The sequence below is a fragment of the Rhodococcus sp. IEGM 1302 genome, assembly GCF_030056935.1.
Classification (GTDB): domain Bacteria; phylum Actinomycetota; class Actinomycetes; order Mycobacteriales; family Mycobacteriaceae; genus Rhodococcus_F; species Rhodococcus_F qingshengii.
In genome coordinates, this window is the sequence record NZ_JASHKY010000028.1 from 14867 (window position 1) to 38296 (window position 23430).

Genomic DNA, 23430 nt, shown 5'->3' on the forward strand with positions numbered 1-23430 from the left:
CAAGTGGCTACTGAGCCCAGACGGTCGTCCCGGCAGGAGCATTCAGCGTGTTGACGAGATCGATGCCGGCTACGACAGCCGCGCCGCCGCCGCCGAGGATCGTTCCGGCGACACCGCCGATTCCGGCGCCTGTTGCGAGGCCACCCAGGCACAGTGCCGCGGCGACGGGGAGTCCGACGATGGTCAAGCCCAGCGGAGCGCCGACAGCGCAACCGATTCCGGCGCCGACGATGGTGCCGAGCAGGCTGCCGACCTGAGTGCCGAGGCCGAGTTGGCTCTGGAAGTGCGCAATCGCCCGATCATTCTCCTCGGGCGAGGCGACGGGCGTCCATTCCTTTGCCGCAGGCGCACTCTCGGGTCGAGGTGTTGCCTTCGCCGAATCGGTGATCGGTGTCAGCGTGAGGGTCTTACCGTCTTCACTGATCGTGCGATCGAAGGGGAACTGTAGATCCCCGAGGTTGTATGCGAGAGGCAGGGAAACAAGGTCGGCTCCCTTGCTGTCCTGCAAGACGACGGACTTGCCGTCGCCGGACACCTTGAACAGCCCGGCGTCGATGGTGGTGACGATCGACTTGTCGACGACCTTCGCTTCGTAATTCACGTCGGTCGACGGATCAGCTGATGCGATCCCTGTTGATGCTCCGACTGCAGCGACCGCTAGAGCAGTCACAGCCGCCTTCTTGAAGAAACCCATAGTTCAACCCCGTGTTCGCCTGCGTGTGCTCGCAGAAACTCGACAACTTCGGACATTGGTAAACCCCCGACAAAGCCTTCGTATTAAAGCAGACCGAAGTGACGGAAGGGATAGTTGCGCTCGGGCCGACCGGAAGCGGCCGGTGTAATCGAATGTGCAGCGTGCAGTATCAAGTTGTCGAACATGTGTGCGAAAATGTGGAGATGCGGTTGACCGAGCAATCCCCGGACTGCTGCCCCAACGGACACCGGCTCACGGCGAACACATGCCTTGTCGGTTGGGAGGTCTGCGGGTGTGCCTCGGCGGAGAATGGCGGACACAGGACCCATTACTGCAGGCGATGTGGTGAAACTGTCCGGACGCCGGAGTGTGTCGGCGTGAATCCGCAGAAAAGTCGGTGGAGTTGAAGTGCTGTTACGTTGTGTTTCAAAGAGATTCGCGAGAGCCTCACCCGGCGGATCGGTGCCGGGTGAGGCTTGTGGATCAGGTAGGCGGCGCGACGGGTGCGTCGCTGCTTCCTCCCGAGCTCCCGCTCGACGAGCCGGTGCCGAACAGTAGGCCGAAGAAGCCGGAGATTGCGCCGAAGAAATCGAACATGGGCGAGCCTTTCGCGAGGACGAATGCGGTCACGACAAGTGGCCGACTTGTGGTGGTGTTCAGAGAAGTTCCGTCGACATTGACGGCAAAGGCGTCGGACGAAGGCCGACTGCCGGATGAAATGTACGATTCGTCCCGGTTTGATACAAGTCTTTCCCGAGTAACAGTTACTTGAGACTTAAATTATCGGGGGTGCCTGCCTGATCTGGGGTGCCCTGCCTGCTTGGGTGGGGCAACCAGGCAGGGCAGTGGTTGGCCGTCCCTCTCAATACCGACCTACGGCGAACCATCGGCGTTGAAACTACCCACAGTTCGTGACGTGCGCCACTTACGTACCGGTACCTTCGTTAGCCGAGGTCGGACGTTGCGGCGAAGGCGGTCGTCGACGTCCCCGCGGGGACGTGGTTCATCGAGAAATCGCGGTCCCGATCAGGGTTGACGACGCTTGCCAACAGGAGCATGGCGGCGACAAAGAGAACTCCTGCGGCGAGGTAGGCGATTCTCACGGGCAGGCGCGGGCGTTGATCTGAATTCGTGGACATTCACGTTCTCCATCGGTGCATGTTGGACGAACGCCTAGTTTAACGATCAACTAATGAAAGGGTGCGAACAGTGACGCAAGATACGAAAAGGCCCTCGATCTCGGGGGAAATCGAGGGCCTTTCCGGTCGAACGTCGGCGTCGCCAAGCACATAGCGTCACCGACCCACTATCGGTGTCGAGCGTGACCCCTCATGTCCGACCCCACTTCTCGACACTATCCAGTAACTTGCGACATTGTGGATGATTCGGACATTGTCATTCGGATGGGGGAGATCCCGTCCGCAGCCCCTACTTTCGTCCGGCAGCCCATTTCATTCCCCAGTTGTAGGCCCGATCGAGATCGGACTGACTGCCGTTGATGTACTGAACTTCACGGGTCACCGTCACGCCCTGACCTGAACTCTGGATGAGAGCGATCGCGCACAGTCGCTCCTGGTTGCTGGCGGAGTCGAGTCGCACTTCCACCTCCGGCCCGTTGGTGGGATACAAGGTGACGACGCCGTCCACCGCCGCCCAGTTGGGAGCGCCGTCGTAGATCATCGCGAAGATCAGGATTCGCCGGAAAGCGCTTGGGTCACCAAGATTGACGTGCATGTTCTCGCCGCCGGTGTTCGCACCACTGCGGTCGTCGCCGTCGAGGGAGATGTAGGGCGGAGAAGTCAGTGAACCGAAACTGTTACCCAAGGCCTGAACTACTCCCTTGGACCCGTCGGCAAGTTCGTAGAGGCATCCGAGGTCCAGGTCGACCGCACCAGAGCCTGCGCCGGCGAGCTTGGCGAGAAAACCGGTCTTCTTCGGTGGTGCCCCCTGTGACCAGTTGAGGTTCACGCGCATATTGCCTTGTCGTTCACCCGCCTTCGCGAGGTTGACCGTCGGCGCCGATTTTGTGAGCGTGATCTTGCTCAGGCTGACCGGTGCTTGCGACGGAGTGGACTCGCCGGAACGTCGGGTGTAGTCGATTGCCATCGTGATAGTCCTTGTCTGAACTCGAATGAGTCCGATCGTGTTACCCGTCGAGGAATCTCCACCGACGTGATCGGCGATCTCCGGCCGTTGTCCCTCATGTCTGATTTCAACCCATGGGCATCAAACTTGCGGCGCCAACTTGCGGCAGACCAGCAGTTTGCTGATTACTGTGTCTGTGGGCAGACGCGCGCGACTCCGAAATAGGGTGGACGCACTGGTTGACACGGCAACGTCCAATTACGGAAGAATTGCTGAGTCGGACGTCCGATTCAATTGCGTCGTGGGAGCGGGAGGTAAGTGATGCCAGTCCTGTCGCTTCTGCAACCCCGCCAGAGAGAAAGACTGACGCCCGCCCAACGTGATGACGTAACTCGTGAGCAGATAGCCGTCACCTTCGGCGTGCTGCCATGGGCCGCTGCCGTCCACCTCGTCGTCACACTCGGGCTGACGTTGTATGTAATTCCCCCGGACGGCGGACCGCTGCCGCGTGTGTGGCCCTTGCTGTCCGGCGTGATCGGGTTGGTGGGGATGTGCGTGGGTCTCGCCATTCATTTCAACCTGATCACACCCACGTACCGGATGTCCTACGCGTTTCTCATCGTCGAATTTGCTGTAGTCGGGATCCTGTATTCCTCGCTCGCCCTGGTCCTGTACCCGATCCTGGACGATTCCGGCGATCTGATCCTGATAGCGGTCACCACATCGATCACCGGTGCCGGAGCCGTGGCCACCGCGATGTTGCGAGTGGTGGGGGTCACCTGGGTCCTGTCCAATCTGATAATCCTCGGGGTGGCATTCTGGCTTCAGCCGGGACCCGAGTTCGAACGAATTCTCATTGGAATGATCGCCTATGGCGCGGCTCTGATCGGCGGCACGATAGTGGTCTCGGGCAACCTGGAATCTCGCTATCGAGCTGAATTGAGCGCCGCGTCGGAACGATCGGTCGTGCAGATGCTTCTCGAAGACTTCGAAGGCAACGCCGGGGACTTCGTGTGGGAGACGGACCAGAAAGGCAAGTTCAACCGAATCCCGACGCGGCTCGCGGTCGAAGCGGGGCTGGACTCCACCGAGTTGCAGGGAACGGCGTGGCAGGACCTGTTCATGGAGTTGGGCACCCTACGGATCCCCGGCGGGATCGATGCGCTCATGGAGTTGCAGCAGGCCCGCCACACGAAGACCGCATTCGTCGACGTGCTCGTTCCGGTCCGAGTTCACGGTGAAATTCGGTGGTGGCAGATCTCCGGACGCCCGCGCCCCGGCCGTACACCCGACGAGTTCGTCTGGCGAGGAGTCGGTTCCGACGTCACGGAAGTAAAACTGCAGAGTGACGAGATCGTGCGGATGGGTCGTGTGGACGCACTCACCGGTATGCCGAACCGGCACAGCTTCTGGACCGAGCTCGAGCGACTGCTGCGCGAGCCGTACACAAGCGAAAGTGGTCTCGCGTTGGCCATGCTCGACCTCGACAACTTCAAGTCGGTCAACGACACACTGGGACACACCGTTGGCGACGCGGTTCTGCGAGAGGTCGCGGATCGCCTGTCCGAAGCCGGCGGGGTGTCACAGTTGTTCGCACGTCTGGGGGGAGACGAGTTCGCGGTTCTTTTCACCGATGTGGGTGACAGCTCACAAGTTCGTACTCTGCTCGGCCGCTACATCGAAACTCTGCACGAGCCGATCACAGTGGCTGGTACGCGGTTGGAGATCGGATGCAGCATCGGGTACTACCTCCCCGACGAGCTGCCGTCCTCCGCCGACGAGATGATGGGCGCTGCGGACCTGGCTTTGTTCGCGGCAAAGGAATCCGGGCGCGGGGCCGTACGTGAATATCGAGACTCGATGAAGTCCGTGGCCGATCGGCGGGCCCGCCTGCTCGAAGATCTGGGAAACACTGTCGCGGAGAAGGACCTCGAACTCGAGCTGTTGCCCAGGATCGACGTGGTTTCCCGCGAGATCGTGGCCGTGGAAGTCCGCGTGATCTGGCACAACGCCCGCCTCGGTGCCGTTACGTCCGCCGAATTCATGAGCGTCGCAGACGACACCGGTTTGGCGTACTCACTGGGGACTACCGTCTTCGAGTTGGCCTGCGAGGCGGCGTCCCGCCTTCCTGATCACCTGCGGGTAGCCGTCGCGGTATCGACGCGTCAGCTCGAATCGGATTCCTTTGTCGTCGCGATAGGGGACTCGCTTCGACGATCAGGTGTCAGTGCACATCAGCTCGAGCTCCAACTCAACGAATCATCGGCGATCACCGACGAGTCCAAGTTTGCGTTGCACGCCATCGCGGACATGGGAATCGCGCTGACCGTGGACGAGTTCGGCGCCGGATTCTCCTCGCTCGCATCACTGTCCGGCCTTCCGTTCACCCGAGTCCGGATAGAGCGCTCCATTTCGGGTGCAGTGCCTGGTGGACGGTCGATCCTCGAAGCTGTCGTGGATCTGGTCGACGCGTTGGGAATGGAGGTCGTCGTCTCGGGAGTCGACGGTGAGGAAGACTTGAAGTCCGTGGCCGCTGCAAGGGTGAGGACTGTTCAGGGATACATCGCCGGCGGAGCCATGTCGGTCGACGCGGTCGCAGCGGCGGTAGCAGGCCGACGTGGGTGACCCGGCAGTACTCCGTAGGCGTCGCGTCGGGACGTCGGTGCGCAAACTCGGTCGCAGCGGCACGGAACAACACCTCTCGGATTACGATCGCCGTCGCCTACTCGATCGACGACTGCGGTTCACCGCGCGCGTACTGCCGTGGTCGTTTCTGACCGCGGCGGTTGCCTTGTCAGCGATCGTGGTGCTTCTGCCGGTGGATGCCGGATGGTTCACCTTCGCCTGGTCGAGCGTCATGCTGTTGTCGAGCGCTGGATTCAGTGTGTATTGGCTCCGGCGCTCGCGTCTCGGCGTCTCCGAGTCCCAGACCACCGAACTGGTGGTACTCACAGTCGAAATCATTGTCTGGGGAGTGCTCCTGGCGTGCTTGGCTCTCGTTCTCTTCCCGATGCTCGATCCTCGTGACGAGTTGGTACTGAGCTCGACCTTGATCGGTGGGATCGCGGTCGGCGTGTTTCCCACCATGATGTTTCGCGGAATCACTGTGGTCTGGATCAGCCTGGTGGGAGTCGGGTTGGCCGGGGCGTTCTGGACGGAACCGGGCACATCGCGTTTCGTGCTGATCGGGGTGCTGGTCGTCTTTGTAGGTTCGCTCTACAGCGGAACTTTGCTGTTGGCCAAACTTTTCGAGAGACGGCTACGCGCCGAACTCATAGCCGAGGACGAACGAGATCTCGTCGAGTTGTTGCTCAACGATCTCGAAGACGGAGCACAGGATTGGCTCTGGGAGACCGATTCGCGCGGTATCGCCAGTACCGTGTCGTATCGATTCGCCGAGCAGGTCGGTTTGCCGGCAGCACAGATTCGGGGCCGCACAATGCACGAGATCCTGATCGGGATCGGCGCGTCCCGAACAGATGTGGGCAGGAAGTCCCTTGATCTCCTCGCCGCGAATTTTCAAGCCGGGACGGCGTTTCGGGACCTCACCATGCAGGTCGTCGTTCGGGGCGATACTCGCTGGTGGTCGATGTCAGGTCACCCGGGCAGTGGCGATGGGGCGACCTACGGGTGGCGCGGTGTCGGATCCGATATCACGCACTCGTATCACCAGCGCCAGAACATCTTGCGATTGGCAGAGATCGATTCGTTGACCGGGCTCAGAAATCGGTACAGCTTCAACGCTCAACTGTCTTCGCGGATTCGGGACGGACACAGGGTGTGGCTGGCAATTCTGGATCTGGACAACTTCAAGTCGATCAACGACCGGTTGGGACACCACATCGGAGACGACGTGCTTCGCGATGTTGCCGGCAGACTGCACAGCGTTCTGCGATCGAACGAGATCTGTGGCCGACTGGGGGGTGACGAGTTCGCCATCGCCTTCGACGACGTAGCCTTCGACGACATCGGGAGTGCAGATGAGGTGGAGAAGAGATTCCAAACGATTCTCGACTCATTCGAACGACCATTTTCACTGGTCGGCAACCAGATTCGCATTCGTGCCAGTCTGGGGTACGGCTCGATGCCCGACGACGCCGACAGCCTCGAAGACCTGGTGATTGTCGCGGACCTCGCGCTTTACCACGCAAAGGAGAGCGGTCGGAACCAGATTCGCGCCTTCGATGCGACTTTGCGGGATCGTGCGACGGGTAGGGCCAGGGCATTGTTGGATCTTCGTCGTGCGTTGATCGACGAAGAGTTCGAGTTGGTTTATCAGCCACAGGTCTCGGCCGCGACGGGAGTTGTCGTCGGGTTCGAGGCTCTGCTGCGGTGGAACCATCCGACTTCAGGTCTCGTCTCGCCGGGAGACTTCATTTCGGTCGCCGAGGAAACCGGCTTGATCGTGCCGATCGGTGCAGGTGTTCTGAGGGCTGCCTGCACGGCGGCGACAACGTGGCCGGAGGACATTCGGGTTGCCGTCAACGTTTCTCAGGTGCAACTGCGTTCGAGTCGATACGTCGACTCGGTACGCCGGACACTGATCGAGGTGAACCTCCACCCCAGCCGACTCGAGATCGAGGTGACCGAATCGTTGGTCATCGACGACGCCGACCGAGATGTGTTGGTACAGCTCTCGGCGCTCGGCATCGCCATTGCGATGGACGACTTCGGCACAGGGTTCTCCTCGGTTGCCAGCTTGGCCCGGCTGCCGCTCGATCGGTTGAAGATCGATCGGGCGTTCGTCGCACCGCTGGACGCGGATCCCTCGAATTCGAGGTTCGCTGTCTTGCGAGCCGTCATCGCGATTGCCAAGTCTCTGGGGCTGGACACCGTCGCCGAGGGCGTGGAGACGGAGAGGCAGCGCGCGATAGTGACCGAGTGCGGATGTGACGTGATCCAGGGGTACCTCGAGGGAATGCCGATACGGGCAGCCGAGATTCCGCACTATTTGAATGGGCGACTCGGCGGTTCGAGCAGGTGGGGTGTCGCGGCTACCACTGAGTGAGAACTTTGCGCCCGTTTTGCCGATCGATGTGTGACGGTACGCCGAAGTGCTTCACATCGAACTGCAGAAGGGTGTCTTCGTGGTGGTCGGATCGGCGTACTCCCCAGGGCCGATGTTGGTGGGTAAGAAGGCAGTGGTCACAGGCGGTTCCCAGGGAATCGGCGCAGCGATTGTTCGAGCATTTGCATCGCATGGCGCGTCAGTTCTGGTTGTCGACGTGGCTCCTCTTGGCGACGTCGAATTCGACTCGGCTGCAGGTGGTTCGATCAACTATCTCGAGTACGACGTGCGGACGCGGGAAGTCCCCGTAGCGTTGACCGAGTTCGCGCCGGACGTCCTGGTGAACAACGTGGGTCATTTCCTGAACCCGCCGACAGAGTTCACCGGTACGGATCCAGGTTTCTGGTCCGAGGCCGGCAGCATCAATTTCGATCACGTCGTGCGTCTGACCCATGCCCTGCTTCCCGGCATGATCGACCGCGGTTTGGGTGGATCGATCGTGAACCTGACGACGGTGGAGGCGCATCGAGCGATCCCGGGCCACACGATGTACTCGGCATACAAGGCCGCGCTGACACAGTTCACCAGAAGCCTTGGTGTGGAGATCGGTCGAACCGGAGTGCGCGTCAACGCCATTGCCCCGGATCTGATCGAGTCGGTACAGGTGCCGTATCGCACGATCGTTCCTGCCGACGACTGGGACAAGTGGCCGGGGTGGGCACCGTTGGGCGGACCGGGCCAGCCGGTCGACATTGCCGGCCCCGCACTGTTCCTGGCTTCCGACCTGGCGAGATACATCACCGGAACCGTGATCCACGTCGACGGCGGCTCGCACGCTGCCGGAGGCTGGTTCCCCACAGAAGAGGGTGGCTGGACCAACCGGCCCCGAAAGGCTTGACACATGACAACTTTCAGTCTGAACGTTCCCAACTTCGGCACCACTCTCGCGGAGGACTCCTACGCGAAACTCGTGCAGGTCTGTCAGAACGCGGAAGCTGCCGGCTTCGACCGGGTCCTCGTCACCGATCACGTGGTGATGGGCTCGGACAACTCGGCGTACACGTGGTCGGCGTTCCCCACCGAGCCCGACGCCAACTGGCTCGAGCCGCTGACCGTCCTGGCTTTTGTTGCCGGACAGACGAAGACAATTCGCTTGGGGACCGGAATCGTCATCGCGGCGCTGCGCGGGGGAGCGGTACTGGCCAAGACGGCCGCGACACTCGATCTGCTCTCCGGGGGCCGACTCGACCTGGGCGTCGGAACCGGTTGGCAGGAACGTGAATACGAGGCGGCAGGTATGGACTTCGGTAAAAGGGGACCACTGCTCGACGACGCTCTCGCAGTGTGCCGGGCCCTGTGGAGTTCGGCGCCGGCGAGCATCGACACCCCTCGTCTGAAGTTCGACGACGTGTACTGCGCGCCCCGTCCGGCCGCTGGAATCCCGATCTGGGTGTCCGGTTCGCTCTCCAAGGCCGTTGTACGACGCGTCGCGACCTGGGGTGACGGGTGGATTCCGATCATGGGTGCCGCGGACGACGACCTACGTGAAGGGATCGACGTCATCGGCAAAGCGATGGCGGATCTCGGACGCGATCCAGCGGAATTGCAGGTCCGTGGGCGACTGACCGTCGTACGCGGGTCCGACGGTTCGATCGACCTCCCGGCGACGATGATCGGCGCCGAGCAGCTGCTCGAATCCGGTGCCACCGATGTGCTGGTTGCGCTGGCAGCAGTAGATCCGGATCCGGATGCGGCGATGGCAGAGTTCGGCGAGCTGGTGTCGGCCTTCGCAAAGGTGACCCGCTGACGATTGCGTCGAGGCGGTAGTTCTATCGTGCGAAGTGTTGTAGTGCAGCCTGATCGAGGAGAGAACACATGACCGAGAGCATCGTCGTGGATACGAGCCTGGAAGCGTTGCTCGACGCCCGGATCAGCTGCCGCGCCTACGAGGACCGTCAGGTGCCACGTGAGGTGATCGAGGAGATCCTTCGGCTGGCGCAGAAGACGCCGTCGTGGTGCAACACGCAACCGTGGCAGGTCGCGATCACCGAAGGGGAGGGCACCGAGCGATTCCGCGCCGGCCTCGGTGAGTACGTGATGGCCAACGCCCAGGAGTCGGACTTCGAGTTCCCGCGCGCGTACCAGGGCATCTACAAGTCGCGTCGGTTCGACTGCGCGATGGCGCTGTATTCGAGCGTCGGAATCGAGCACGGTGACCGCGCCGGATCCGCGGCACAGACGATGAAGAATTTCGAGCTCTTCGGCGCTCCTCACGTCGCGATCATCACCACTGACGAGGCATTGGGCACCTACGGCGCAGTCGACTGCGGGTTGTACGTGAACAGCTTCCTGCTCGCGGCCCAGAGTCTGGGGGTCGCCACGATCCCGCAGGCGGCGCTCGCGGGCAGCTCCAAGTTCATTCACGAGCATTTCGGTATCGACGACACTCGCAAGGTTGTCTGCGCGATCTCGTTCGGATACCCCGACGCCGACCACCCGGTGAACGGATTCCGCACCGAACGCGAAACCGTCGACAACGTCGTGCAGTGGATGTCGAACTGACAGGGATGTCGAACTGATCACCTGCTGGTCGGGGGATTGAGTGTTGCGTAGTTCCACCTGAAAGACTGGTGGCATGTCCGACACACCCGAACTGTTCGATCGTCTGCGCCGATTCCCCGATGTCGAGGCACCCAATCTCTTTGCCGTCGATGCGGCTGATCGTCTGATCCTCGACGAGGCCGCCGACGCTCTTGCCGCGGCACCGGCGGGCACCGTCGTCGTGATCGGCGATCACTACGGTGCGCTGACTGCCGGTGTTGCGCTCGTGCACGGAATCGCCGCCGTGCGCGTTCACCAGGATCCGCTCACCGGAGAGCTGGCCCTCGCGAACAATGCGCGCGAACTCGGATTCAGTGACGCCTTCACCTCGCACGGACTGGACGAGGAGTTGCTCAGCGGCGCCCGCGTCGTGCTCATGCAATTGCCGCGTAGCCTCGCCGAACTTGCCGAGATCGCCCAGCTGATCGCGCTTCACGCCGACCCGGCGGTTCGTGTCTTCGCCGGTGGGCGTGACAAGCACATCACCCCGGCGATGAACAAGGTTCTCGGCGAATCGTTTTCCGACGTCAGCGCCTCGCGTGGGCGTCAGAAGTCCCGCGTACTCAAGGCTTCGGAACCGAAGGCCGATGTTGCTATCACGTTCCCGGTGACCGAACGCCTCGACGAATTCGACCTCGACGTCGTTGCTCACGGCGCAGTGTTTGCCGGTGCGAGCCTGGACATCGGCACCCGGTTGCTCCTGGAGAACCTCGGAAAGATTGCGGTCGATCCGCTGAGTGACGTGATCGATCTGGGTTGTGGCAGCGGCATTCTCGCGGCGGCGATTGCGCGGAAGTTCCCGGACGTGCACGTGATCGCAACGGATCAGTCCTCGGCAGCCGTCGCTTCGGCCCTGGCGACCGCGTCCGCAAATGGCGTCGGCGATCGAGTGAGCGGCCTGCGCGACGACGCCGTGAGTTCGTTGCCCAGTGCGAGCGCGGATCTGGTTCTGTTGAACCCGCCGTTCCACGTCGGCGCGGCGGTCCACACCGGCGGAGCACTCAAGATGTTCGAAGCTGCCGGCCGTGTCCTGCGTCCCGGTGGCGAGTTGTGGACTGTTCACAACGCGCATCTGGGGTATCGCGAACCGTTGAAAGCCGCGGTGGGTCCGAGCGAGGCGATGGCGAAGAACGCGAAGTTCATCGTGATGAAGTCGGTCAAACCGTCCTAGTATCGAAAAGGGACGAGTGTCGAAGAGTGTTGATCTTCCGGAAATGCGCCGGGAACTACAACCGAAGCTTCGACGTTGTAAATTACGAGTGCTTTACTTTTAGTCAGGTACACGGACCGTGTCGGAAACTCGGATCCGTCCGGCGAACCCGCGACGCACCCGTCGTAGGCCACCACGATGAAGGGATGATCACGGTGCGCACCACCAGCAACCCGGTGTTCCGCAATCTGCCCAAGCAAGAGGGCAACGGATACGCCTCGTTCGGATCTGCGACGGCGGGCGCCTCGCAGGCAACCCAGCAGTTCGGTCAGCCGCAGTACGCTCCGGCCGAGCCGTACCAGACCGGTCCCACCTCGCGGGCCATGACGATCGACGACGTCGTCACCAAGACGGGCATCACGCTCGGTGTGCTGACGATCTCGGCACTGGTGTCGTACTTCCTGGTCAACAACAACGCCGACCTCGCAGCCCCGCTGGTCATCGGCGGCGGTCTCGTCGGCCTCGTTCTGGTTCTGGTCGCGACGTTCGGTCGCAAAATGGACAACCCGGCAATCGTGTTGGCGTACGCCGCGGCCGAGGGCCTGTTCCTCGGTGCGCTGTCGTTCATGTTCACCTTCCAACTCCAAGGCGCTGACGCGTCGATGCTGATTGCGCAGGCGGTCCTCGGAACCTTCGGCGTGTTCTTCGGCATGTTGGTCGTCTACAAGACCGGTGCGATTCGGGTGACACCTCGTCTGACGCGAATGATCATCGGTGCGTTGATCGGTGTTGTCGTTCTGGCGCTCGGTAACCTCGTCGCGAGCTTCTTCACCGAGGGCGGACTGGGACTGCGTGACGGTGGAACCGTCGCCATCATCTTCAGCCTCGTCTGCATCGGCATCGCAGCCTTCAGCTTCCTGCTCGACTTCGACGCCGCTGATCAGCTGATCCGCGCACAGGCGCCCGAGAAGGCAGCCTGGGGCGTCGCATTCGGCCTCACCGTCACCTTGGTCTGGCTGTACGTCGAGATCCTGCGTCTGCTGAGCTACTTCAACAACGACTAGTTCTCGAGTCGATCCGTAACACGAAGAAGGGCCCCGCGAGGGGCCCTTCTTTTGTCGTCTGTGGACGGTTACGGTGCTTGGATACCTAGCAACTGCTTGGTTTGGAACGAAGGGGAGCGAATGTCGACAAACACCTCTGAACCCATCCTGGTCGCGGATGCCGGAGCAGTGCGAACGCTGACCTTCAATAATCCGAGTCGCCTGAACGCATTTGATGCAGCCGGTTTTCGAGCGTTCACCAAGGCGCTCGACGACGCGGCGTCGGACGATGCCGTGGCCGTGGTGATCGTCGAGGGCGCAGGCAAGGCATTTTCCAGTGGCGTCGACCTACGCGCACTCGCCGAACCAGGCGCAGACAACGCCGACTTCGGCCACGCATTCGCGCCGCTGATCGTCGCGCTGGTGGAGTTCCCGAAGCCTTTGATCGCCGCGGTACACGGCGCTGCCGTCGGCATCGGCCTGACCATGCTGCTTTACTGCGACGTCGTCTACGTTGCCGAGGACGCACGTCTGCGTGCACCGTTCACCTCGCTGGGTACCGCTCCCGAAGCTGCCAGTAGTTGGTTGCTGCCCAAGGTGATCGGAACACAGCGCGCCGCCGAGCTGATCCTGTCGGCGCGGTGGCTCAGCGGCGTCGAAGCGGCCGACTACGGACTGGCGAACGTGGCCGTACCGGCCGAAGAGGTTCACAGCCGTGCTCGGGAGAGCGCCGAGCAGATTGCCGCCAACGTCGGACCGGCAGTCCTTGCCGCCAAACGACTGCTCCGTCACGGATGGGCGGACGAAGCTCGCGCTGCCGTGCAGCGTGAGGACGACGCTGCGCGAGAGTTGATTCGCGAGTTGGGGAGTTTTGCTCGGAAGTTCACGACTACCTGAAACCCGACCACACGAAAGCGGCCGCCCGGCAGAAGCCGGGCGGCCGCTTTCGACGTGCTCAGGGGATCAGCTGAGGCGCTCGATCACCATTGCCATGCCCTGTCCGCCGCCGACACACATGGTCTCGACGCCGACGGTCTTGTCCTGCTCCTGCAGGTTGTTGATCAGGGTGTTGGTGATACGGGCACCGGTCATACCGAAGGGGTGACCCAGCGCGATCGCGCCACCGGAGATGTTGAGCTTGTCCTCTTCGATGCCCAGTTCGCGAGCGGATCCGAGGACCTGCACTGCGAATGCCTCGTTGATCTCGAACAGGTCGATGTCGGAGATCGACTTGCCGGCGATCTTCAGCGCGTTCTTGACGGCCTGGATCGGGCCGAGGCCCATGATCTCGGGGGACAGGCCCGAGACGCCGGTGGAGACGATGCGAGCGAGCGGGGTCAGGCCGAGTGCCTTTGCCTTGGTGTCGGACATGATCACCAGTGCGGCTGCGCCGTCGTTGAGCGGGCAGGCATTGCCGGCGGTGACGGTGCCATCGGGGCGGAAGACGGGCTTGAGGCCGCTGATGCCCTCGTAGGTGGTGCCGGCGCGGGGGCCGTCGTCCTTGGAGACGACGGTGCCGTCGGCGAGCGTGACGGGCGTGATCTCACGCTCGAAGAAGCCGCGCGCGATGGCTTCCTCGGCGCGGTTCTGGCTGCGAACTGCCCAGCGGTCCTGGTCTTCGCGGGTGATGCCGGTGGCCGAAGCGACGTTCTCGGCGGTCTGGCCCATGCCCAGGTACACGTCGGGGATCAGGCCCTCTTCGCGAGGATCGGTCCAGGCGACTCCACCTTCGGCGAGCTTGGCGCTACGGGCCTGCGCTGCGTCGAAGAGCGGGTTCTTGGTGTTGGGGAGGCCGTCGGCGTTACCGGTGATGAAGCTGGAGACGGACTCGACGCCGGCGGAGATGAAGACGTCGCCCTCGCCTGCGCGGATGGCGTGCAGAGCCATGCGGGTGGTCTGCAGCGAGGAGGAACAGTAACGGTTGACCGTGACACCGGGGAGGAAGTCGTAGCCGAGCTGGACGGCGACGACGCGGGCGATGTTGAAGCCCGACTGACCGGCGGGCTGGCCGCAACCGAGCATGAGGTCGTCGATCTCGGTGGGGTCGAGCTCGGGGATCTTTGCCAACGCGGCGGCAACCATCTGAGTTGCGAGGTCATCCGGGCGGATGTCCTTGAGCGAACCCTTCATTGCGCGGCCGATGGGCGACCGTACTGCTGAGACGATTACTGCCTCGGGCATGAAAACTCCTTTTGTGTACTGCTCGAGGGCGGCTTGAAACGCCGTCGAGCAGGGCAAGTTGAATGCAGCTTCGACTTACAATTTACGTTGCCGCTCCCAGATGGTGGTCACGCAGTCTCACTCAGTTGACGTCGGGGCGCTGACCTGCAGGTTTGGTGCGTCTCGCGAAGGCTTTCCACTGGGTTGCCGCCGCCGTCAGTCGGGCCGCGACGGTGCGGGCTTGCGCCGCCTCCGAGACGTGGGGGAGTTCGGGTAGCGGGCCACCCTGCCACTCGCCCAGAGCCGACGCGAGAACCGGGACGATCTGCTTCGCCGCGAGTTCGTATCCGGCCGCGGACGGATGGAAACGGTCGGCCGAGAACATCGTGTCGGGCGAGGCCAGGAATTCCTTGGCCAGCAGGTCGGCCAGTGGAACGGGATGACCCCCGGCGTTTCTGGTCGCGGCCGCCTGGGCGAGTGCGAGGCGATGGCCCCATTCACGCACCACGGAGCGCAGAGGTTGCGGGATCGCCGTGACCACCCCCAGATCCGGGCAGGTGCCGACAACAACGACGGCGCCGCTCTCGCGTAAGCGTCGAACCGCGTCGCCGAGGCGTTTAGCCGACGCGTGAATCGCGTTCTTGGCGGTGACGTCGTTGGCGCCGATCAGGATCACCGCAGCGTCCGGGGGAGGACCGGCGACGAACATGGCGTCGACCTGCCCACTCAACCCGCGGGAGGTGGCGCCCCCGATGGCCTTGGTGCTCAAACGGATTCGCTTCCCGGTTTCACTCGCAAGCAGCTTCGCGACCTGAACACCCGGAACTTCCGAGGCCGTCAGCGCGCCCACGCCGGCCGCAGACGAATCGCCGAAGATCATCAAGTGGAGATCGAAGGGCACGGCCCGCCACCAGAGTTCCGGGTTGTCGGCGCCGGGCGCGTACACCCCGTCCGCCTCGGGTGGCTTGGCGATATTGCGACCGATCACCCCGCGGGCCGCCCCCGCCTGCGACATCAGATAGTTGTAGCCCAACCAGGAGAGCGTGCCTGCACTCGATCCGGCCACCACCGTGGCCACCGACGCTTTCAGTCCGGTTCGACTCACACTTGCCAATCTAGCCGGATTGCACCACCTTCGCCCGACGTCCGCGCGCACCGTTTTCTTTCATCTGGGAACATGGACGAATGCGCATCGCGGAACACGTCGTCGACCTCATCGGCAACACCCCACTCGTCAAGCTCACGTCCGTCACGGGCGAAAACTTCGGCACGGTGGCAGCCAAGGTCGAATACCTCAACCCTGGCGGTAGCTCCAAGGACCGCATCGCCGTCAAGATGATCGACGCAGCCGAGGCTTCGGGTGAACTGAAGCCGGGCGGCACCATCGTCGAGCCGACCTCGGGCAACACCGGAATCGGCTTGGCGCTCGTGGCGCAAAAGCGTGGATACAAGTGCGTTTTCGTCTGCCCAGACAAGGTCAGCGAAGACAAGCGCAACGTCCTGCGCGCCTACGGCGCCGAGGTGGTCGTGTGCCCCACGGCCGTCGCGCCGGACAACCCGAACAGCTACTACAGCGTCTCCGACCGTCTCACCCGTGAGATCCCCGGCGCCTGGAAGCCCAACCAGTACTCCAACCCGGGCGGACCGGAGAGCCACTACGAGACCACCGGCCCCGAGATCTGGGCCGACACCGACGGCAAGATCACGCACTTCGTCGCGGGCGTCGGCACCGGCGGCACCATCACCGGCACCGGCCGCTACCTCAAGGAAGTTTCGGGCGGCAAGGTCAAGGTCATCGGCGCAGACCCCGAGGGCTCCGTCTACTCCGGCGGCACCGGTCGTCCGTATCTGGTCGAAGGCGTCGGCGAAGACTTCTGGCCGTCGGCATACGACCCGTCCATCCCGGACGAGATCATCGCCGTCTCGGATGCCGATTCCTTCGAGATGACGCGTCGCCTCGCTCGCGAGGAGGGACTGCTGGTCGGCGGTTCCTGCGGTATGGCCGTCGTCGCTGCCCTCGAAGTAGCCAAGCGTGAGGGCCCCGACGCCCTGATCGTCGTCCTCCTCCCGGACGGTGGCCGCGGCTACCTGTCCAAGATCTTCAACGATCAGTGGATGGCGTCGTACGGATTCCTGCGCACCCCACTCGACGGCAAGACCAACGTCCCCACCGTCGGCGACGTTCTGCGTGGCAAGTCGGGCGAGCTGCCGGACCTCGTTCACACCCACCCGTCGGAGACCCTGCGCGACGCGATCGAGATCCTGCGCGAGTACGGCGTGTCCCAGATGCCCGTCGTGGGTGCGGAACCGCCGGTCATGGCGGGCGAGGTCGCCGGAAGTGTGTCCGAGCGGGATCTGCTGAGCGCGGTCTTCGAAGGCCGTGCGCACCTTGCGGATTCCGTCGAGAAGCACATGAGCAAGCCGTTCCCGCTCATCGGTTCCGGCGAGCCGGTCTCGGCTGCCACGAAGGCGCTCGGGGACACCGACGCACTCATGGTCGTCGACGACGGCAAGCCGGTCGGTGTCATCACGCGCCACGATCTCCTGGGTTTCCTGAGTTCGGATTCCTGAGTTCGGATTCCTGCGCCGGCACCGGCGCCATTAGGCTGGGGACCATGAGTGAGCAACGCAGCAAGGCCGACAACATCAGCTGGCAGGGTTTCTCCACGAAAGCGGTGCATGCGGGTTACGAACCCGATCCGCTGACCGGTGCGGTCAACGTGCCGATCTACGCGAGTTCCACCTTCGCCCAGGACGGCGTCGGTGGAATGCGCAGTGGCTTCGAGTACGCGCGAACGGGTAACCCCACCCGTCGCCCACTCGAGGCGAACCTCGCCGCGCTCGAATCCGGAACCTACGGCCGAGCGTTCAGTTCGGGAATGGCGGCCACCGACTGCCTGCTCCGTTCGGTACTTCGACCCGGCGATCACCTGGTCATCCCCGACGACGCGTACGGCGGAACCTTCCGTCTCATCGACAAGGTGTTCACGCAGTGGGGGATCGAGTACACCCCGGCTCCGGTGTCCGACGTCGATGCGGTGCGCGCGGCGATGAAGTCCAACACCAAGCTGGTCTGGGTCGAGACGCCCACGAACCCGCTGCTCAATATCGGTGACATCGAGCTCCTTGCCGAGGTCGCCCACGAGGGCAACGCAAAGATCGTGGTGGACAACACCTTCGCCTCGCCGTACCTGCAGCAGCCGCTGCAGCTCGGTGCCGACATCGCGCTGCACTCCACGACCAAGTACATCGGCGGACACTCCGACGTGGTCGGTGGCGCTCTCGTCTGCAACGACGAAGAACTGGACACCGCGTTTGCCTTCCTGCAGAACGGATCCGGCGGCGTTCCCGGCCCCTTCGACGCGTTCCTGACGTTGCGCGGAATCAAGACACTGGCGCTGCGCATGGAGCGTCACAGTGACAACGCGGAGAAGGTCGTCGAATTGCTCGACGGCCACCCCGCGGTTGCCAGCGTCATCTACCCCGGACTGGCTTCGCATCCGTCGCACAAGGTCGCGGCCAAGCAGATGCGACGCTTCGGCGGCATGATCTCCGTCCGTCTCAAGGGCGGCAAGGCGGCAGCTCTCGACCTGTGCTCGCGCACCGAGATCTTCACGCTGGCAGAATCTCTCGGCGGAGTCGAATCCCTCATCGAATTCCCCGGTGCGATGACCCACGCCTCGACGGCCGGTTCCGCTCTCGAGGTTCCCGACGATCTGGTTCGCCTGTCGGTCGGCATCGAAGACGCCTCCGATCTGGTCGGCGACATCGAGCAAGCGCTGTCCTGATCTTCGCTCTACAGTAATTCGACTTCGAATCTGCAGTGCGCCTTCACACCTCACGAGGGTGTGGAGGCGCACTTTCTGGAGGCATGCGTGAATCTCGAACAGATAAAGGCTGCACAGCAACTGCTCGCCCCGGTCATGCGACGCACCCCGGTCGTGGCCTCGCGAGTGTTGTCCGAAACCACCGGCTTCGCCGTGAGTTTGAAATGTGAAAATCTGCAGCGCACCGGCTCTTTCAAACCGCGCGGTGCGTACAACCGCATTGCCAATCTTTCCGCAGAGGAACGGGCAGCGGGCGTGGTGGCGGCCAGTGCCGGTAACCATGCGCAGGGAGTTGCCTGGTCTGCAACAGAATTGGGAATCAAGTCGACCGTCTTCATGCCGACGGGTGCGCCGCTGCCGAAGTTGGTGGCCACCAAGGCATATGGAGCTCAGGTCCACCTGCACGGTTCGACTGTCGACGAAGCGCTCGTGGCCGCTCGCGAATTCGCGGACCGAACCGGAGCAGTTCTGGTCCACCCGTTCGACCACGAGGACGTCGTGGCGGGGCAGGGGACTGTGGGGCTCGAAATCCTCGAGCAACTGCCTGAGGTCGGCACGATCCTCGTTCCCACCGGCGGCGGCGGTTTGATCGCGGGAGTGGCTGCAGCCGTCAAAGCTGTGCGCCCGCAGGTCCGCATCGTCGGAGTGCAGGCCGAGACCGCGGCTGCCTGGCCGGCGTCGTTGGCAGCCGGGAAGCCGACCGCCTTGGCGTCGATGTCCACGATGGCAGACGGTATCGCCGTTGGCTGCCCGGGCGAGGTTCCGTTCGCCGAAGTTGCCGCCCATGTCGACGCCGTGGTGACGGTCAGCGAGGAAGCGCTGTCCAAGGCGCTCCTGCTGTGCCTCGAACGCGCCAAGCTCATCGTCGAACCGGCCGGCGTCGCGGCCGTCGCGGCCTTGATGACCTGTACTCCGGAGGAGCTGGGACTGACAGGGCCGGTGTGCGCCGTGCTTTCCGGCGGCAACATCGATCCGCTACTTCTCACGCACGTCATCTCGCACGGTCTGCGAGCGGCCGGACGGTTCCTCGGCGTTCACATCACCATCGACGATCGGCCGGGCGCACTGGTCTCGTTGCTCGAAGTGGTTCGAGCGAACGGCGCCAGCGTGGTCGATGTCATCCATTCCCGTACCGGTGGCGAACTTGCACTCGACGAAGTGGAAGTCTTCCTCACCGTCGAGACGCGTGGTCCGGACAACAAGGCGGAACTTCTGACGGCCTTCGACCGCGCCGGTTACGCAGTACGACTGCAGAACTGAGGCGAGTTACTCGTCAGGCCAGCCGCCCAGAACCGTCACGCGATACTCCTGGTCGACCAGCCTGGCGGGTACGTCGAGTTGATGTAGCCAGTCGATGGCCGAACCGCCCATGCCGACCGCAACCCGACTGAATGCGGCGGCCTGGGCGCAGGAAGATGCAATCACCGACACCGTGCGCCACATCGGCGTCGCCGTCGATTCGCGGTGCAGTGGCTTGACGGTGCTGGCCGTGGCGATCCCGCAGTCGGAAGGAAGTGCTACCTGGCAGGTCGGGTCGCCGGGCAGGTCTTGCACCTGAATCTGCCAGCCGTCTTCCGGCGCCGGGCCGGCAACCGCGATGTCCCCGCCGAGGCCGACCAGCACGCCACACCCGAGAAGAGTCGCAGTGGACGCGGCACAGTGGTCCGCTGAACTGGCGCGGGCCGTCGCGGACAGATCGAGAACGACGTCGTCCGGGCTGTACACGCGGTTGTTCTCGACGCGAATCTTCCACCAGGAGTGAGGGTCTGCCGACCCGGCCGTCGGCGTGAGTTTGCCGTCGGTCAGTCGTGCGACAGCCAACGCGTCTTCGAGGAAGTGCGCGAACATCGGGGTCACGGCGACGCCGTCGACGTTGCTCGCGGCGCTGACATAGGTACGAATCTCGGAGTCGGCACGATCTCGATTGGTGGCGGCGTCGGCAGCGGTGAGGTACCCGCGAACCAGGCTGGCCGCGGAGGGAAGGACTTCAGGGTCGGTGACGACGACCCGGGCCTGAACCCCCCACGTGAGCCACTCGGAGGCCGAGCGCGGAGTACTCACGAACCGTTGGAGACGGCGTCCGGGGTTCCGAATCCGGCGACCACGACGGGCCGCTTCGCTACGGGATTCTTGGTGTGAGAAGCCGACGTGTCCGGCGCGAGTGCCGTGGCAGTGGGAGAAGAAACGAGTGAAAGTCCGCCGCTTGCGAGTGCTCCCGCCACAGCCGTGGCTGCGAGGGCGAGGCGAACGGGTCGATACACCGTAGTGCGTCCCCGGGCGGGTCGTGGCCGATCGTCGCTCATGGACTCAGCTTGCACGCCGAACCTGAGAAAAGCCTTGGCGTCTGTAGTCATTTGCGTAACGCCCGCCGAGATAGATGAGACATTGGTTACAGGAGTCGCGAGACTGAGCCGTGTCGAATGCATGTTCGAAAGAGTAGATGTTCGCACCGACAAGTTTCGGGTACGACCACGTACATGGATTTTCAGAGGTTTATCGGAGGTTCGGATGGCAGTCGGTGTCCTGGCGATCGCTGTGTCGATCGGCACCGCACTGGGCGTGATGAGTGGAACTCTCGGAGCGCCCGCACAAGTCGAGAAGAACGAGTCTTCGAATGCTGCAGTCTCACTTGCAGCCTGGAACGGACCGGCACGAACTCAGGACACACCTGAGGGAATCGTGCCTTCCGTACCCTCCAACTTTCCGGGAGCGACATTGGCGCCCGTGGGAGCGGTGGCAGTGTTCGCGCCGTGGATCAAAAAGGCCGGTGCTCTGTGCTCGGAGATCACGCCCGCGGTGATCGCCTCGCTGTACTCGGTCGAGAACGGATTCAAGTACGGACCCGATACCGACATCTCACCGGAAGGTGGGCGCGGGCCTGGCCGCTTCACCACCGCAGCGTGGACGGCATACGGCAAGGACGGTGACGGCGACGGAAAGATGGACATCCTGGGCGTTGCCGATCCGGTGATGACAACCGGATACCGGTTGTGCGATCTCGTGAAGCAAGCGCAGTCCTGGCAGAAGTCCGGTGAGGTCGAGGGCGATACCGTCGACCTCGCGCTCGCTGCCTACGACGTCGGGCCGGACGCAGTTCGCGAAGCGGGCGGCGTTCCGGCAGACAAGTCGGGCGAGGTTCCTGCGGAGCAGGCGGTCGCCGCTCCGTTTGTCGCCCAGATCAAATCGTTGCAGGACTCGTTCGCCCTGATGCTTGCGCCCTTCGACTACAACAACCTCGCCGCAGCGGTGGGCGGCGTCGTCGAGGCCGGTCTGAAGTTTCTCGGATTGCCGTACGTGTGGGGTGGCGGAAACATCAACGGGCCGTCGATGGGCGGGTTCGACTGCTCGGGGCTGACGTCGTACGCGATTCACGCGGCCACCGGGGTGACTCTGCCCCGGACCTCGGAGACGCAGTGGGGTGTCGGCGTCGAGATCCCGCTGGATCAGGCGCAGCCCGGTGACCTGTTGTTCGGCAACTGGCAGGCAGGCGGCCCCGGCCACGTGGCGATCTACGTCGGCAACGGTCAGATGCTTCACGCACCCACGTTCGGCGACGTGGTGAAGGTCGGCCCGATCTTCGCCGGCATGAAGGCTCGCCGCGTGGTGTGAGTGGGCAGGAAACGGCGAGCGCCGACAGAGCAAGAAACGCCACCCGACCGAGTCGGGTGGCGCTTCTTTTCAGAGCTGGTACAGCCGATCAGCTGTGGTAAGGCTCCGCGCTCAGCAGCGTGACCTTCATGGTGCTGCCGTTGGGCAGGTTGTACTCACGCGTGTCGCCGACCTTGGCTTCGAGCAGCGCGCCGCCCAGCGGTGAGTTCGGCGAGTAGACCTCGAGCTTGGCGTCACGTGCGCCTTCTTCGCGGGTAGCGATCAGGAACGTCTCGGTGTCACTCTCGTCGCCGTCGTAGTAGACCTTGACTACGGATCCGGGCAGTGCGACACCGGACTGAGTGGGGGCCTCGCCGACCTTTGCGCTGTTCAGCAGCTCCTGGAGCTGGCGAATGCGGGCTTCCTGCTGACCCTGCTCTTCGCGGGCAGCGTGGTAGCCGCCGTTCTCCTTCAGGTCGCCCTCTTCGCGGCGCTCGTTGATCTCGGCGGCGATGACCGGGCGATTGGCGATGAGCTGGTCGAGTTCGTTCTTGAGCCTGTCATGTGATTCCTGGGTAAGCCAGGTCACCTGGGTCTCGGTCATCTCGATCACTCCCTAGTAGTCGGAGCCGGGGGCTCCCTCGACGATCGCTGCAACAGCAGCGAACAACGACACAGAAGCACCACCAGGGATGCAACCTTGCCGTCAAACCTTGCGTCAATGCAGCAATACACGGTTCCACCCGGAACCGTGTATCGGGCAATTCTATCACGCATGACTACCCGCCCTGTCCGGCGTCAAACGTCCGGCAGGGTGGGTGCGTCCCGAGGTCAGCTCTTGGTCAGGTACTCCGGAACGTCGAAGCTGCAGCCGTAGACGTCGGCCATGCCTGGCGGCTGGGACGTCTTGACCTCGGTGTTGAACTCGAGGGTCTGATGTTCCGACGACGGGACGTAGACCTCACGTCGACCGGTTTCGGAGCCGTCCTTCGAGCGTGCGCGCACGATGCACATCGCTTCACGCGACGAGTCGTCGCGTGTGACGGTGAAACGGATCTTCACCGTGGAGTCGTTGGCGATGTCGAACGAGATGGTCTCGGTCTCGATTTCCTTGACCGCAAATTTTCCGTACGCGTAGTACGCGATTCCGCCGCCTACGACGATGACGAGAGCGGTCAGAGCCCACACCATCCACTTGCGGGGACTGCCCGTGCGAGTTGTGCTCGGGTACCGATCTTGGGGAAGCGGTTTGCTCATCACTCTGCTCTCGAAGA

General features: G+C 63.2%; 21 protein-coding genes. 12 read left to right on the forward strand and 9 right to left on the reverse strand.

Annotation, left to right across the window (positions count from 1 at the left end; all coding sequences use genetic code 11):
* Positions 1–7 precede the first annotated feature (7 nt).
* From QM609_RS24990 to QM609_RS25000, 3 genes are all read right to left on the reverse strand, one after another.
* The gene (locus tag QM609_RS24990; RefSeq protein ID WP_007728826.1) at positions 8–694 is read right to left on the reverse strand and encodes a DUF8020 domain-containing protein; all 687 of its coding nucleotides are present in this window, start codon (positions 692–694) and stop codon (positions 8–10) included.
* Between the two features lie 944 nt (positions 695–1638).
* Entirely contained in the window at positions 1639–1833 is a 195-nt protein-coding gene (locus QM609_RS24995) for a hypothetical protein (protein WP_050654542.1), read from the reverse strand.
* A 289-nt stretch (positions 1834–2122) separates the two neighbouring features.
* On the reverse strand, positions 2123–2800 hold the full coding sequence (locus QM609_RS25000; protein ID WP_007728823.1) for a TerD family protein: 678 nt from the start codon (positions 2798–2800) through the stop codon (positions 2123–2125).
* Between the two features lie 300 nt (positions 2801–3100).
* On the opposite strand from QM609_RS25000, the gene QM609_RS25005 reads away from it, so the two are divergent.
* The 8 genes from QM609_RS25005 (at position 3101) to QM609_RS25040 (ending at position 13478) form a co-directional block, all read left to right on the forward strand.
* Positions 3101–5404 carry a putative bifunctional diguanylate cyclase/phosphodiesterase gene (locus tag QM609_RS25005; RefSeq protein WP_225320105.1) on the forward strand — a complete coding sequence of 768 codons (2304 nt, stop codon included), beginning with the start codon at positions 3101–3103 and terminating at the stop codon, positions 5402–5404.
* Positions 5397–7787, forward strand: a complete 2391-nt coding sequence (locus QM609_RS25010; RefSeq protein WP_050654543.1) for a putative bifunctional diguanylate cyclase/phosphodiesterase — start codon at positions 5397–5399, stop codon at positions 7785–7787. Before QM609_RS25005 ends, QM609_RS25010 begins: the two co-directional genes overlap by 8 nt.
* A gap of 46 nt (positions 7788–7833) precedes the next feature.
* Positions 7834–8685, forward strand: a complete 852-nt coding sequence (locus QM609_RS25015) for an SDR family NAD(P)-dependent oxidoreductase (protein ID WP_030536264.1) — start codon at positions 7834–7836, stop codon at positions 8683–8685.
* A gap of 3 nt (positions 8686–8688) precedes the next feature.
* Positions 8689–9594, forward strand: coding sequence for a TIGR03619 family F420-dependent LLM class oxidoreductase (locus tag QM609_RS25020; RefSeq protein ID WP_050657062.1), 906 nt, complete (start codon positions 8689–8691; stop codon positions 9592–9594).
* Between the two features lie 68 nt (positions 9595–9662).
* Positions 9663–10349: a nitroreductase gene (locus tag QM609_RS25025; RefSeq protein ID WP_003943290.1), complete on the forward strand. Its 687-nt coding sequence runs from the start codon at positions 9663–9665 to the stop codon at positions 10347–10349.
* Positions 10350–10422: 73 nt separating this feature from the next.
* On the forward strand, positions 10423–11559 hold the full coding sequence (locus QM609_RS25030) for a class I SAM-dependent methyltransferase (RefSeq protein ID WP_050657063.1): 1137 nt from the start codon (positions 10423–10425) through the stop codon (positions 11557–11559).
* Positions 11560–11753: 194 nt separating this feature from the next.
* Complete coding sequence (locus QM609_RS25035) at positions 11754–12602, forward strand: Bax inhibitor-1/YccA family protein (RefSeq protein ID WP_020970268.1); 849 nt, start codon at positions 11754–11756, stop codon at positions 12600–12602.
* 120 nt (positions 12603–12722) lie between these two features.
* Positions 12723–13478 (forward strand): enoyl-CoA hydratase/isomerase family protein, encoded by a 756-nt coding sequence (locus tag QM609_RS25040; RefSeq protein ID WP_076948329.1) that lies wholly within the window; start codon positions 12723–12725, stop codon positions 13476–13478.
* A 66-nt stretch (positions 13479–13544) separates the two neighbouring features.
* Here QM609_RS25040 and QM609_RS25045 read toward each other — a convergent pair whose 3' ends face one another.
* Together QM609_RS25045 and QM609_RS25050 are read right to left on the reverse strand one after the other, a co-directional pair.
* Positions 13545–14762 carry an acetyl-CoA C-acetyltransferase gene (locus QM609_RS25045; RefSeq protein ID WP_050657059.1) on the reverse strand — a complete coding sequence of 406 codons (1218 nt, stop codon included), beginning with the start codon at positions 14760–14762 and terminating at the stop codon, positions 13545–13547.
* Between the two features lie 121 nt (positions 14763–14883).
* On the reverse strand, positions 14884–15855 hold the full coding sequence (locus QM609_RS25050) for an SGNH/GDSL hydrolase family protein (RefSeq protein WP_042448870.1): 972 nt from the start codon (positions 15853–15855) through the stop codon (positions 14884–14886).
* 71 nt (positions 15856–15926) lie between these two features.
* Between QM609_RS25050 and QM609_RS25055 the strand changes: the two genes are divergently transcribed.
* The 3 genes from QM609_RS25055 to ilvA all read left to right on the forward strand — a co-directional run bounded on the left by QM609_RS25055 (position 15927) and on the right by ilvA (position 19828).
* The gene (locus QM609_RS25055; protein ID WP_003943292.1) at positions 15927–17312 is read left to right on the forward strand and encodes a cystathionine beta-synthase; all 1386 of its coding nucleotides are present in this window, start codon (positions 15927–15929) and stop codon (positions 17310–17312) included.
* 44 nt (positions 17313–17356) lie between these two features.
* Complete coding sequence (locus tag QM609_RS25060) at positions 17357–18529, forward strand: cystathionine gamma-synthase (RefSeq protein ID WP_007728802.1); 1173 nt, start codon at positions 17357–17359, stop codon at positions 18527–18529.
* A 135-nt stretch (positions 18530–18664) separates the two neighbouring features.
* Complete coding sequence (gene ilvA / locus QM609_RS25065; RefSeq protein ID WP_223304414.1) at positions 18665–19828, forward strand: threonine ammonia-lyase; 1164 nt, start codon at positions 18665–18667, stop codon at positions 19826–19828.
* 6 nt (positions 19829–19834) lie between these two features.
* Here the strand turns inward: ilvA and QM609_RS25070 are convergent, their stop codons facing one another.
* Together QM609_RS25070 and QM609_RS25075 are read right to left on the reverse strand one after the other, a co-directional pair.
* On the reverse strand, positions 19835–20629 hold the full coding sequence (locus QM609_RS25070) for an FAD:protein FMN transferase (RefSeq protein ID WP_003943281.1): 795 nt from the start codon (positions 20627–20629) through the stop codon (positions 19835–19837).
* Positions 20626–20871, reverse strand: a complete 246-nt coding sequence (locus QM609_RS25075) for a hypothetical protein (protein ID WP_153211881.1) — start codon at positions 20869–20871, stop codon at positions 20626–20628. Before QM609_RS25075 ends, QM609_RS25070 begins: the two co-directional genes overlap by 4 nt.
* A gap of 205 nt (positions 20872–21076) precedes the next feature.
* Between QM609_RS25075 and QM609_RS25080 the strand changes: the two genes are divergently transcribed.
* On the forward strand, positions 21077–22177 hold the full coding sequence (locus QM609_RS25080; protein ID WP_003943296.1) for a C40 family peptidase: 1101 nt from the start codon (positions 21077–21079) through the stop codon (positions 22175–22177).
* An 88-nt stretch (positions 22178–22265) separates the two neighbouring features.
* Here QM609_RS25080 and greA read toward each other — a convergent pair whose 3' ends face one another.
* Complete coding sequence (gene greA, locus QM609_RS25085; protein ID WP_007726385.1) at positions 22266–22760, reverse strand: transcription elongation factor GreA; 495 nt, start codon at positions 22758–22760, stop codon at positions 22266–22268.
* 227 nt (positions 22761–22987) lie between these two features.
* Positions 22988–23413 carry a DUF4307 domain-containing protein gene (locus QM609_RS25090; RefSeq protein ID WP_007726384.1) on the reverse strand — a complete coding sequence of 142 codons (426 nt, stop codon included), beginning with the start codon at positions 23411–23413 and terminating at the stop codon, positions 22988–22990.
* Positions 23414–23430 lie beyond the last annotated feature (17 nt).